The sequence below is a fragment of the Endozoicomonas euniceicola genome, from assembly GCF_025562755.1.
GTDB lineage: Bacteria > Pseudomonadota > Gammaproteobacteria > Pseudomonadales > Endozoicomonadaceae > Endozoicomonas_A > Endozoicomonas_A euniceicola.
In genome coordinates, this window is sequence record NZ_CP103300.1 from 6,223,397 (window position 1) to 6,236,880 (window position 13,484).

The following is a 13,484-nucleotide window of genomic DNA, read 5'->3' on the forward strand; positions in this document are numbered from 1 at the left end:
ATTTTTCAATTGCCTGTAACAGAAGATAAATAATAGATTACCGTGTTGATTCACACCCTGCTACTGAATGACTCAATGGCGCTGATGCCAGTACAGTGCTATACACTCTGGGTAAAAATGCCAGAGTGAATAATTTTAAGGTTAGTGCTGGGTTTCAGTATTGACTGGGCAGCCAGTTACGACAGGCAAAATCTGAACATAACAAATGAGTGCTGTAGTGGTACAAAACAAATTTAGGCAGGTTTTTTTTTGAAATCAGGCTTTTTGATTTTATTGTGGTGCCTGTCGCTATCCGCTTTTGCTGAACCGGACAGGTCGCAAGACGAGCCTGACTCCTTTGACCTGCAGGCTCAGGGAATAATCATACAGGTTCCGCTGGATTTGACCGTCATAGGCCAAGCCGCAGTGATTCAGATAGCTGCCTCTTTTGCAGCAATGCTGCCCGCTGCTGTCCAGCATTACAATGGATACGAACCGTTAGCACCTCTGACCCTAAAGATGGTGCAACAGTTTGGGTGGGTGCTTAGCTATTTAAACAGGCCTTACCAGTACTCACTGCTGCATCCGTGGATTGTTCATTGTCTTGCTCCTAAAGCGGGCTTTTCGAAATTTTCACCGCCAGCACAGGAGACGTCCACCATAACCAGTGAGGGAAAACCCAGACACCGCAATCTTCCCCAAATAGCCCTCGACCCTTCATTCCATGTTGAAAAGAATCTGTCTGGCGGACTCTCTGCCCTGATTGGCTATCTGGCCGAACTGTCAGGAACCAATACGCCACTCAATCAACCACTGGTCAGTACTGACAAAGTGGCAAATCTCAGTGTGCTCCAGAACGATAATGACAACATCAGGCTCTCTGCAACCATTCTGGATGGCAGAAACGCAACCCACGAGTTTTTGCTGGGCAGAGATAAAAGCACTTTTTGGATAGAACGTCTTAACCAGAAAGACATAACACCTGCTATGCGTGTGGTATGGAATGCTGCCCAACCCGGTAGCCAGACCATACGGCTCAGCGTGCAACTGCCCGACCCTGTCAGCCAGACCAGTCCAGGTAAACTATGGCGAATAAAGATCCCGGAGTGGTTAACCCGACACTTATTGGCAAAGAGTACTGCAGAGGCACTAAAGGGTTTTAGTGAGCTGATTCTTAACTGGCGTTTGCCACAAATAGCCTCCGGGTTATTTTCAGAAAGCCCAAAGTCCGTAAACAAACGGTGTAATAGCCTGACCGCCCCATTGTGGCACAGTAAAAACGATATCAAGTGGCTTAGTGATAGTCTGTCGACCGTTAATTTAATGTTGTCTAACAGTAAGTCAGTTCCGACATCTCCAAGCCAGGAACAAAACGGCGCTGCAGCTTTGTCAACGTCAGGAACAGGCCAGACTACAAAATCGGATAATGACATAATCAGACGCCATGACTCGCAGGAGGACGATAATGTTTCTGATAAAAACAACGGCGATGACAACAACCCTTCAGCTCATAACACTGACTCAAAACTGGCTCATCAGGAAGTAAACAGCCTGCTCTGGCAGGTAACAGAAGCATTCTACTCCCATGACACTATTCAGATAAGTCTTGACGAGAGTTATCAGATTATCAGTGGCTTAAGCTCTGTAGGTCTGGCCCAGGTATTACCCGTCAACCTGGTTCAAATGAGTCAGTGGCCCCTCGTGATGAGCAAATCCCTGGTTCACTTTTTAAGAAACTATCTGAACGCTGATGACAGCATTATTGGTGAGCCATTGGCTGGCAGCGAATACGTTTACAAAGTGAGCCCAAAAGCATTCGATCAGTTAATGAAGGAACAGACTAAGGTTGCAGAGTTGATAGAGGCTCGCAAAACACTGTATTCCCTTATCAACGAACTGCTCGATGATTACTGCGGCTCGGAAGAACATTGCTATTTTGGTGGAGAAGCGGTGAGAGCATTCATTCGCAAACACTTCTATGGCTACAATCCTTTGTTCAAGGGCAATTTGCCGGTTTCAAATGATATTGACGCACTGATACCTGATACAGATGTTGAAACTTTCGTACAGTTTATCACCGACAAACTGACAGGTTATACCTTAAAGGGAGATCTTCGCACTCCAAATCTTGCTATTGCATTTTCCGATGCAAGGCCGGGTCTGTTTTTTAATGTCTATAAACTTGAATTCAGCCTTGACCGCTTTGATAAAGAGTTATTGCCTGGCCTTGATTTTGCCATAGCCAACCAAAAACTTGAGGGGCCGTTTTTATCGCCTGAAACAATAGTTTACGAGAGTATAAAACGTGGCTGCGGACCGACCACGGACTGTCGGTCTAAGCATGTAGATCGCTTACTGCTTTTAAACGCCCTCTTTCCTTCAGTCTCAATGCTCAACGACCTCATGAGACAACTTATTCCGGGCTCCCAGACAGAGGAGTTCTCAACCAACAGCTTAGTGCTCACGAAAGAGCAGGAAATAGCACAACTCAAGCAGGTAGCGAAGACAAGATTAAAAGAAGCCCAGATAAAAAGAGATAAATTAAAAACAGACCTGTTCATGTCTAAAGAACAAAATCAGGCACTGGAGGGTAAACTGGCTTCTTTGCAAAAAACCTTCGACACGCAAGAGGAACTTATTAAAAGTCAGAAGGGCAAACTGACGTATTTGCAAAAAGCCTTCAATATACAAAGAGAGGAGCTCATGGAAAGCCAGAGGAACAGCGAACAGCTCTCCATCAAACTGAACAAAGTACGCAGTAAAGGGGTCAATGATGAAAAGGAAAACTGGAAGTTGAAAGTAAAAGCGCTTGAGTCAGACCTTAGCACAGGCCAGCTGGAGCTTGAAAAAGAGAAAGAAAAAAGTTTTAAACTGAACAATAAAAATATAAAAATGAAACTCTCTTTGACTCACCAGAAAGAACAGCTAACTACATCTGAATCAACTCTGGCTGAAAAAGATGAGAAAATACAAACACTGAGCGATAAAAATAAACACCTTCAGGAACAAATCAAAGCTCTCTATCGTCAAAAAAAATACCTGAAGGTTGGCTTCGGCTTTTTGGCTATACCCTCCATAGCAATGGTGACTAAAGAAATTCTGAAGCATTACCATAAGATGACACCTGTAGTATGCGGACAGCTCAGTTATGAATACTCCAAAAGGCTTTGCTCATTTATTAAATACCTGGATTCAGCCACTCTTGAAATCATTAAAACCATGGATCGGCTTTCAGGGCATCACCGAGTCGTAAAATACAAAGTTTTTCCTGCCAATTTAGAGACTGGGCAACTGAGCCACGCCATCAATGATCCAGATATGTACGTCTTGAGAAAAACGGTTGCTCTCAATGGTCACTCCCTGCTATTACTTTATGAGAGCCATACTTACTGGGAAAATATGAACGTAGACGAACTGGCTCAGATCGTTCTTGCTCTCAGTCATAGAATAACAAACAACTCTAGAAAACCAGTCGGGACACTGGCGGATTACATAGAGGGAACCATTGCCTATTGTGGCTACATGCCGAATGAACGGTGGCAAAGGGAGTGCACAGACAGAGCGATAGACCGGATTTTCACCCAGGGCTACCTGCCTGAAGAATTTAATACCGTCAAAATTGACGAGCCTGATGTGCAAACGAACAACCGTTATATAGCCTTCTTACCCGTCTGGAATGTTAGCAAGCAGCGTATGACATGGCACGATATCTGGCCCTACCGACTTGATACCAATGGTTATCACCTGCTTGGAAATTCCAGCGAGCAAACCGCTTATAATTATAAATGCGATGAACCAGATAAAGAGTCTCAGTTAAGACTTTTCATCAAACTAAAGTGGCAGCATTTCGGCAATGCCAGCTGTGACCGTAATATGCACGTCCAATTAATCAACGTCCCCAAAAATGTGGTGATCTGGTTCTCCAGCTACCACCGATATAAATACTATATAAACCAGGCACGAAGCTATGATGAACAGGGTATTTACCTGAATGCTTGGAGGAACCCTTCTAATAACCTTAAGCCATCCATGTGATTTAATAACCGCTACCTGGTGATTCATGATCCATACGTCCTTAAATGATCGGTTACGCTTAAATGACTCTTTTGATATCGGGAAATATTTTCTCAAAACACTTCCAGAATGCAGATCCGTAATTGAGCCGAAACTCCTCTTCGGGCTCAATGTCACGGGTAGCAACCAGCAAAACCATAACGGAATGTTTCCTGATGAATTTAGTATTATAGGGCAATGGCACTGACTTAAGACTTAATCCCTTGGCATGAAAGGCTTGCCCAAGAACAAATCATCTATAAATAGATGAAGTTAACAGAGCCCTCGAGCAAGCCATGAACAAGTCTAGCCCAGAATATCTAAAACTCGCTGACCAATGTCTGAAGCAGTTTGCACAAACATCTGAAGACGCCTTGGCTTCTCTACTCTCCACAGAGATCCTGAATGCCTTTGAGAAAAAATCGACCTCCAGAGGTAACTTTTCTACAAACCACTAAACATAAGCTCAAAGTCGTCTACTTTTAGAGTATGCAAAATGCTCATGTTTCAGGATCAGGCACAACACCTGCATTACTGTCTGCCCCCTTTGCTACCTCGCAGGTCATCCTCACCAAGCAGGAACACATCCAGCTAAAACAGCAGGCCAACCTCTGGCATGCCATGTGGAAGGCGGCCTGTGGCCGAGAGAAAAAAGTATTGGCTAAAAATGCCTCTCTTATCGCTCAGCATAAAGCCGAAATGGCTGGGTTGAACACCCAGGTCGCTGATCTGAAATCAGAACTGGCACACATGAAGCACTTGCTTTTCGGTCGTAAATCAGAGAAGACCAGTTCTTCTTCAAAGAAAAGTGGCAATACTACCCGGCCACCTTCAAATCGAAAACGAGGTCACCAGCCCGGAGTCCCCGGCTCTGGTCGCCATCTTCACAACAACCTGCCAGTGGTTCATGAGTCTGTAGACTTACCAGTGGACAAACAGTGTTGTACAGTCTGTCACCGGCCATTCAAGTCTTTTTTCAATGACGACAGCTGCGACGTAATTGAAGTTGAAGTTAAGGCTCACGTTCGTCGTTATCACCGAAGGCATTACCAAAAAACTTGCCAGTGCCCTGAAACGCCCAATATTACTACTCCACCACCTCCACCAAGACTCATCAACAAAGGAAAGCTTGGTATTTCTGTCTGGGTGGAGCTGTTGCTGAATAAGTACGCATACGGCATCCCCATAAACAGGCAACTTGAGTCTTATAAGACTCAGGGACTGGAACTGTCGCAGGCGACCATCTCCTTTGGCCTGGAAGCTATAACGCCCTTTTTTGAGCCGGTTGCCGAAGCTACTCGGGAATTCGTCGCCAGTAGCGATCAGTGGCATGCTGATGAAACCCGGTGGATCAGCTGGGCACATGAGACCACAGGTTCTCACAAACATTGGCTTTGGGTATTTCTCTGTGATCAGGCGGTTTATTTCAGCATTGCTGACACCCGTGCGGCTGTCGTACCAGAGTCGATCATTGGTGACGGGGCTGGAACGCTGGTGTGTGACCGATACTCAGCGTACAAAAAGCTTGCGAATGATGCGGTGTCTATTAATTTAGCTTTCTGCTGGGCTCACGTCAGGCGGGATTTTATTGACGCTCAACGAGGTGATCCGGAGTTGGAGAAATGGAGCGCCACCTGGGTGAACAGGATTGGTCGTTTATATCATCTTAATAGTCAGCGACTTGAAGTGCTTGATGAACCAGAGCAGCTAGCAACACAGCAGTTACGGCTTGAACATCAGGTAGAGCAGATGACAATCCAGAGGGTTCAGGAACTTAATCGTCCTAAACTGCGAGTCAGAGCGAAAAAAGTGCTCGAAAGTCTACAGAATCACTGGGAAGGATTGACCCGCTTTGTCACTGATCCCGGTATCCCCATGGATAACAACGCTGCAGAGCAAGCACTGCGCACAGGTGTCGTTGGCAGGAAGAATTACTACGGCTCTGGCAGCGTATGGAGTGCTGATATAGCCGCTTTTCTATTCAGCGTTTTTATGACGCTAAAGCTTTGGGATATTAATCCAAAAATCTGGCTGGGTGCCTATCTTGAGGCTTGTGCCATAAATGGCAGGAAGCCACCTAATGATCTCACTCCTTATCTGCCCTGGTTAATGAGTGAGGAGCGGCTTTGTGAAATGCGCAATCATGATCCGCCAAAGGTATAACAATTGGAGGCAACAATAGGGAAAAGCGGTGTCTTAATTGCTAATTTTGAAGCGGTTTGTAGAAAAGTTACGCAGAAGTAATATGGCCTGATTCAAGTCCGGGCGATGGTCTCGACTGTAGCCCTTGCAAAGCCGGATACAATTAAGGTCTTCATCGCTCACTTCGTCATCACAATTATAACGACCATCGACGTGAAACCCTGTACCATCGAGGTTCAGTGCATCGCACGGTAATTTGAGGTGCTTCGCCACCTTGATAGCCAGCTCGAAATGGACTTTACTAACATCCAGATCAAAAAGTACGTCCAGCGCCCTTCCCAGTACTTTGTCGTTTATGTGTTCGGGTTCAATCCCGCCCCTGATTAGTTTGTCGAGGGGTTTATTGGCGAAGAACTGAGGGAACATATGGAGAGACTGTCCTGTGAAGCCAAGACCGTTGATTATCATAGCAAACAGCGAGGAACCAATTTGTACTCAGGGTCTAAAAGCCACTGCAAAAACATCGACCACTGTCAGGCTCTGCCTCAAGTGCATTGTGGCAGAGCGTTATTTTCATTGTGCGGGGTGACCGGAAATGCGGTCATGAAGATTTGGTGGCCATATCATGATCCAGCGCTTTGACCGCTTCAGTTCCTCTTGCTTTACCACCTCTGGAAAAATTTCCAAGGTTAACCGTTGCTTTGCAATCAATGCTGATCTGAAGACTCTGCTTTCTCTGGCTTGCGGTGCTTTTTACTTGTTTGACGTTTTCAAAGATGGCATCGGTTTCCGGGATTTTTTTTCCGGCGTGGTCTTCTGTACCTTGTGAAGTTTATAGCCCATACGGTTCAACATGTTGCAGAAAGTACGCTCTTTGGGAAGTTGCTCTTCCTGCCACCCTTTTTCATCAATCAGTTTTTTCCGAACAGCACTGGCTGTTATGCGAGCATAGGAGAACGTATTTCTGAGCTGCGGGTCAGCCTGACTTTCAGGGTCAACCAGGCTTCGGATGTCTTGTTCCAGTTGAGGGTTTGCTACTTCTGCTTTTGGCTTGCCCTGAGATACGTAATTTCCATAACAAATAAGTCCTGTCCTTTTTTCATGCATCCCGAGTTCAACGGTATGACGACCAAAATTGAACTCGGTTTCAGTAAGGCGTGGACTACCAAAACAGAGCTGTTCAGCGACTTCAGCTATGAAGGCTCTGTGTTCAGAGCCTTTGAGCTTTTTAGCAGCAAGTATAATGAGGTGTTTGCATTCAGGGGTGACATTAACGCTGGACATGACGTTCACAATCAATCACAGAGGGAGTAAGCAGGAAAGATACTCCGGTAAAGTTTGTTATGCCACTCCCCTTAAAACATGAGCGTTTGATAAAATTTCTAGCGTCGGCGCAGCCAGCCCCGTCAGGCATACATTAAAAACCTGCCTGAACCGGCTAAATCATTGGTTTTGAGTTCAGCTATGCCGCTTTTGCCGAAGGAAAATCCAGGGCGTTAGAGGTTTTTTATCCTCTTTGTTATCATTTCTGTCTGGCATATCCAGTCCCTTCACTTTAACAGTGCATTTACACCATATGGTCAACAGGTTGCATCGCATTTTCAGCGATGCCAGCCCCGAATCTTGCCAGTGGTCTGAAGGGGCAACTCCCATGCGGGATACAGACCGGCAGTATAGGTTTTTGCCGACTTGCCTTCTCATCAGGAGAGTTACTCTAAAAACCCATACTAAAACCTATACCAGCAAATGCGCTAAGTCCCCCTTCGTTGGTTTTATTTGGGACTTATTGAGACTACGAACACTCGACCAAATAGCCGTAAACCCCATGATTTATAGCGATTTAGTGACTTAAATGGTAAATTCTAAAGATAAGACTGACGTACATCTTTCTAAACACACCCCCATGATGCAGCAATACCTGCGCATCAAACAGCAGCACCGGGATCACCTGGTCTTTTATCGTATGGGGGATTTTTATGAACTGTTTTACGACGATGCCAAAAAAGCGGCCCGACTGCTCGACATTACCCTGACCGCCCGGGGGCAATCCGGTGGCGAGCCTATTCCTATGGCGGGCATTCCCTACCACGCCGCTGAAGGTTATCTGGCCCGGCTGGTGCGCCTCCGTGTCTCGGTAGCTATCTGCGAACAGGTGGGTGACCCGGCCACCAGCAAAGGGCCGGTAGAGCGCAAAGTTATGCGTATTCTGACACCGGGCACCGTCAGTGATGAAGCGTTGCTGGATGATCGTCAGGATAACCTGCTGACCGCCGTGAACCACCATGACCACCTTTATGGCATTGCCACGCTGGATATCAGCAGTGGTCAATTTACCGTATTGGAAGTCAGGGATGAAGAAGCCCTGCTGGCAGAAATCGAACGCCTCAGCCCCGCAGAGATTCTGGTCAACGATGAACATTCATGGCCTGAAAGCGTTACAGCTCGCCCCGGCACCATTAAACGCCCACCCTGGGATTTTGACCTGGAAACCGCCGTTGAGCAGCTGACACGTCAGTTTCAAACCAAAAATCTGCAAGGCTTTGGCTGCGATAAACTCTCGGTAGCCATAGAGTCCGCGGGCTGCCTGCTGCAATATGCCAAAGAGACTCAGCGTACCGCCCTGCCCCATATTCGTGGCCTTCAACTGGAAAACCGTGAAGACAGCGTGGTACTGGATGCCGCCAGTCGCAAGAACCTGGAACTGACCACCAATCTGTCCGGTGGTCGGGATCATACCCTGATGTCGGTACTGGATCATACCTCTACCGCCATGGGCAGTCGCCTTCTGGGGCGATGGATCAACCGCCCCCTCCGCGACCTTAAAAAACTTCAGGATCGTCAGGACAGTATTGAGACACTGAAGCAGGGTTTCTACTTTGAAACCCTGCAACCCGTACTGAAAGGCATTGGTGATATTGAACGGATTCTGGCAAGGGTGGCTCTGAAGTCAGCCCGTCCAAGAGACCTTGCCCGACTCCGTGACGCTTTTCTGCAACTGCCTGAACTGCAGGATATTCTGCGTACCATTGACAGCGAAGCCATTCACAATCTGTCTGCCATCATCAGTGAACACCCACAACTGGCAGGCCTGCTCGATAGTGCCATCATTGAAAATCCACCGGTAGTGATCCGGGACGGCGGTGTTATTGCAACTGGTTACGATGCGGAGCTGGATGAATTTCGTGCGCTCAGTGAAAACGCAGGGGACTACCTGGTTCAGCTGGAACAGAGAGAGCGGGAACGTTCAGGGCTTGCCAGCCTGAAAGTGGGTTATAATCGTGTCCACGGTTACTACATAGAGTTAAGTCGTCGTGAGTCAGACGATGCCCCGGTAGAATACATTCGTCGTCAAACCCTGAAAAACGTCGAACGCTTTATTACACCGGAACTGAAAGAGTTTGAAGACAAGGCGCTATCGAGCAAAAGCCGCGCCCTGAGCCGGGAAAAAGCGTTGTATGATGAACTGCTCGATAAGCTGGTTGAAGCACTGGGCCCCATGCAGGAAACAGCAATGGGACTGGCGGAACTGGACGTATTGACCAACCTGGCAGAACGTGCGGAGTCACTCAATTTTTGTAAACCGGAGCTGACACCGGCACCGGGTATCGCCATCGAAGAAGGCCGTCACCCGGTGGTTGAGCAGGTGCTGGATGAACCTTTTGTCGCCAACAGCGTCCACTTCAACCATCAGCGTCGTATGCTGGTCATCACCGGTCCTAACATGGGTGGTAAATCCACCTATATGCGCCAGACCGCCCTGATTGTGCTGATGGCGCATGTGGGCAGTTTCGTACCCGCCAGCAGGGCAAAAATAGGCGTTGTTGACCGTATCTTTACCCGTATTGGTTCTTCTGACGATCTGGCCGGTGGTCGTTCAACCTTTATGGTGGAAATGACAGAAACCGCTAATATTCTACACAACGCCACCGAGAGCAGCCTGGTTCTGATGGACGAAGTGGGACGCGGCACCAGTACCTTTGACGGCTTGTCCCTGGCCTGGTCCTGTGCTCATTACCTTGCGGATTCGGTGAAGGCCTTTACCCTGTTTGCTACTCACTATTTTGAGCTGACCCAGCTACCAGATGAATGCGACACCGTTGTCAACGTTCATCTGAACGCTACCGAACACGACGATCGTATAGTATTTTTACATGCGGTGCAGGAAGGGCCAGCCAGCCAGAGTTATGGTTTACAGGTTGCCCAGTTAGCCGGTGTACCAAGGCATGTGGTGAATCAGGCCAAAACCAAACTGGCACAGTTGGAGCAAACGCCTTCGAGTCAGGTATCAACTTTACAGTCGGTAGCCAATGTTGTTGAGGAACAACCGCTACAGAGTGATCTGTTTGCCACGGCACAGCCTCATCCGGCTGTTGACCGGCTGGGCGAAATCAATCCTGATGAAATTTCACCGCGACAGGCGCTGGATCTGATCTATGATCTGAAAAGCCTGACAAAATAAGCGCTTTAGCTTATAAGGCATCGGTATAGATTTGTTTAAACTATCACCGACTTAACCTACAACCCCGGCCATATTGCTGTTAGACTTTGCGCCATTACGGCTATGTGGCCAGCAACAACTTACAACAGTAACGAGTGACAGCAATAAGCAATCGCAACAAGCAAGCGCCGATTGCTGTATCAGCCTGAACAAAAGGAGTTTAAACCATGGCTTTCGTAGTGGGTGAAAACTGCATTAAGTGCAAATACACTGACTGTGTAGAAGTATGTCCGGTAGACTGCTTTTACGAGGGACCCAACTTTCTGGTCATCCACCCGGACGAATGCATAGACTGTGCCCTGTGTGAGCCCGAGTGCCCTGCCAACGCCATTTTTTCTGAAGACGAAGTGCCCGAAGACCAGCAGGAATTCATTGAACTGAATGCGGTTCTGGCAGATGTCTGGGACAACATCACAGAGAAAAAGGATTCGTTGCCCGATGCCGACGAGTGGGACGGTGTAAAAGGCAAGCTGGAACACCTGGAGCGTTAAGCCTTTTCACAGGCCAGATGCTTTAGACTTGCCATCATTAAAAAGGCCATGTTCATTTGATTGAACATGGCCTTTTTTGTATCAACTGAACTCACCTAACTAAACAATGACTCGCCGGACAAGCCCTGTTTTTCCAGAATACTGCGCAAGCGTTTCAGTGCTTCGACCTGTATCTGCCGAACCCTTTCACGAGTCAGTCCAATTTCTTTACCCACTTCCTCCAGTGTGCTGGTTTCATAGCCTCTCAGACCAAAACGACGGGCGACCACTTCACGCTGCTTTTCAGACAGCTCACCCAGCCATTTATCAAGACTGTCGTTTAAATCCAGATCCTGAAGCAGTTCGGCCGGATCCGATTCCTTATCGTCAGAAATCGTATCCAGTATGGATTTATCTGAGTCAGGCCCCAGTGGCGTATCGACGGAAGTGACGCGCTCATTCAGACCCAGCATGCGCTTAACGTCTTCTACCGGCTTATCAAGCAGCTGGGCAATTTCTTCCGGGGTCGGGTCATGATCAAGCTTCTGGGTAAGTTCCCTGGCTGCACGCAGATAAACGTTCAGCTCCTTGACCACATGGATGGGAAGACGAATGGTACGGGTCTGGTTCATAATGGCCCGTTCAATCGTCTGCCGAATCCACCAGGTGGCATAAGTCGAGAACCGGAAGCCACGCTCCGGATCAAACTTTTCAACCGCCCGGATCAGGCCCAGGTTACCTTCTTCGATCAAATCCAGAAGGGTCAGCCCACGATTAACATAGCGTCGGGAGATTTTCACCACCAGCCGCAGGTTACTCTCAATCATACGTCGACGGCCAGCTTCTACCCCCTTACGGGCCAGCCGTGCATAATGTACTTCTTCTTCCGGCGTCAACAACGGAGAGAAGCCTATTTCATTCAGGTACAACTGCGTTGCATCAATGGTTTTATAAAAACCATCATCATCACGTCGTTGACGGGAATAATCTGTAGTGGAAGCTGCCTTGGTGGTCTTGTTCGCCGCCTCCGGCGCTGTACCGGACCCTAGAAGCCCGATATCCGACAGATTCTCAATATCATCCTGTCCCTGGGTCAATTCCTCAGTAAAACCTTGCTCTGAGCTATCCCTCTTCGCTGCCATAAGAGTCAGTCCTATCCGAAAGTCCCACTCTCTGTTGAGCTATGACTGAACCAAACTGTCCGGCCTGCCCAACACCCGTGAGATCCCTCTACAATGCTGTACTTCTTATCTCATCGCTTTGGCAGGAATCGCATGGGGTCGACTGGATTGCCATTACGCCGAATTTCGAAATGCAGCTTAGGCTCTGTAGTTCCTGTAGAACCTATTTCGGCTATCTTCTGGCCTGCTTTAACTGAGTCTCCCTCACCCACAAGCAACTCCCTGTTATGAGCGTAAGCGCTCAGATAGCTGTTATTGTGCTTCATAATAATCAGCCTGCCATAACCAGCCAGATCACTACCTGCGTAGACAACCTCACCGGCTGCAGCTGCCATTACAGGCTCTCCCAAATTGCCGTTGATATCAATCCCTTTATTAACCGGTCCTGACAACGAGAAACCCTGGATAACATTGCCCTTAGATGGCCAACGCCAGGCGACAGTTCGAGGATTTGAACGGACTACAGGCTTTTTTTTCAGTGGTGGTTTTTTAACCACTTGCTTTTTGGGCGAAGCAACCGGCTGTCGTGGCGGGGGTGGAGTAGTCGTCCGTTTTTGTTGTTCCAGAGCGATATGCTGACCTGGGTGAATAATATAGGGGGAACGGATTCCGTTGTTGTCCGCCAGTTCCCGAAAGTCTCTGCCATAGAGCCAGGCTATGGAGTACAAGGTATCTTCCGGCCTGACAATATGAGTGCCCGATGTCACCCTGGGAGGCGAACGCAGTTCCTTGACGACAACGCTGGATGGATCATGACTGCAGGCAGTCAATCCTATAAACGCCAGAACAATCAGGCTTATTTTTGAGCAAACACTCAATTTAATTAGAGGATGCTTTGCGAACAAAACCATCGGTGTTATCCCAACATTCGCCACGTATGATTCACAAGATTTATAACTAAAATAATTTATAAAAAATAAATTTTAAGTCAAAAAAATATATACAAGTTATCGAACTCATCTATATTCCGCTTTTTAAACAGACCGTCTTTTCAAGGTTCAGGAAAACATTAGTACTCACCTTAGAACGGACGTTCGTTAAGATACACGTCCGCAAATAGTCGCATACTGCGAAGAGCAAGTCTCTGCTTTTGCAAAACCCTTACGGAAGTAATGTTAGCTTTTGGCTTTTGGCTTTTGGCTTTTGGCTGTGCTTACAACC

At 47.6% G+C, this 13,484-nt stretch carries 6 protein-coding genes and 2 pseudogenes; 4 read left to right on the plus strand and 4 right to left on the minus strand.

The features are described 5' to 3' along the window. Positions 1-264: 264 nt before the first annotated feature. Together NX720_RS25485 and tnpC are read left to right on the plus strand one after the other, a co-directional pair. The gene (locus tag NX720_RS25485) at positions 265-4,014 is read left to right on the plus strand and encodes a hypothetical protein (RefSeq protein ID WP_262598417.1); all 3,750 of its coding nucleotides are present in this window, start codon (positions 265-267) and stop codon (positions 4,012-4,014) included. Positions 4,015-4,521: 507 nt separating this feature from the next. Then, entirely contained in the window at positions 4,522-6,195 is a 1,674-nt protein-coding gene (gene tnpC, locus NX720_RS25490; RefSeq protein ID WP_262598418.1) for an IS66 family transposase, read from the plus strand. Positions 6,196-6,267: 72 nt separating this feature from the next. On the opposite strand, the pseudogene NX720_RS25495 reads toward tnpC, so the two are convergent. Further along, a pseudogene (locus NX720_RS25495) lies at positions 6,268-6,660 on the minus strand (DUF4277 domain-containing protein); the annotation flags it as partial. Positions 6,661-6,775: 115 nt separating this feature from the next. After that, positions 6,776-7,458: pseudogene (locus NX720_RS25500) on the minus strand (ISAzo13-like element transposase-related protein). A gap of 568 nt (positions 7,459-8,026) precedes the next feature. On the opposite strand from NX720_RS25500, the gene mutS reads away from it, so the two are divergent. Both mutS and fdxA read left to right on the plus strand, forming a co-directional pair. Then, a complete protein-coding gene (gene mutS, locus NX720_RS25505; RefSeq protein WP_262598420.1) occupies positions 8,027-10,633 on the plus strand; it encodes a DNA mismatch repair protein MutS in 2,607 nt (868 codons plus the stop codon). Between the two features lie 206 nt (positions 10,634-10,839). Then, on the plus strand, positions 10,840-11,163 hold the full coding sequence (gene fdxA / locus NX720_RS25510; RefSeq protein ID WP_262598421.1) for a ferredoxin FdxA: 324 nt from the start codon (positions 10,840-10,842) through the stop codon (positions 11,161-11,163). A 95-nt stretch (positions 11,164-11,258) separates the two neighbouring features. On the opposite strand, the gene rpoS is transcribed toward fdxA, so the two are convergent. Together rpoS and NX720_RS25520 are read right to left on the minus strand one after the other, a co-directional pair. Then, positions 11,259-12,284 (minus strand): RNA polymerase sigma factor RpoS, encoded by a 1,026-nt coding sequence (gene rpoS, locus NX720_RS25515; RefSeq protein ID WP_262598422.1) that lies wholly within the window; start codon positions 12,282-12,284, stop codon positions 11,259-11,261. A 110-nt stretch (positions 12,285-12,394) separates the two neighbouring features. Beyond that, positions 12,395-13,174, minus strand: coding sequence for a peptidoglycan DD-metalloendopeptidase family protein (locus tag NX720_RS25520; protein ID WP_262598423.1), 780 nt, complete (start codon positions 13,172-13,174; stop codon positions 12,395-12,397). Positions 13,175-13,484 lie beyond the last annotated feature (310 nt).

Excerpts from the sequence above, each read along its gene's own strand:
- NX720_RS25520 (WP_262598423.1), bottom strand. The coding sequence starts at position 13,174 with ATGGTTTTGTTCGCAAAGCATCCTCTAATTAAATTGAGTGTTTGCTCA.
- fdxA (WP_262598421.1), top strand. The coding sequence starts at position 10,840 with ATGGCTTTCGTAGTGGGTGAAAACTGCATTAAGTGCAAATACACTGAC.
- rpoS (WP_262598422.1), bottom strand. The coding sequence starts at position 12,284 with ATGGCAGCGAAGAGGGATAGCTCAGAGCAAGGTTTTACTGAGGAATTG.
- tnpC (WP_262598418.1), top strand. The coding sequence starts at position 4,522 with ATGCAAAATGCTCATGTTTCAGGATCAGGCACAACACCTGCATTACTG.
- mutS (WP_262598420.1), top strand. The coding sequence starts at position 8,027 with ATGGTAAATTCTAAAGATAAGACTGACGTACATCTTTCTAAACACACC.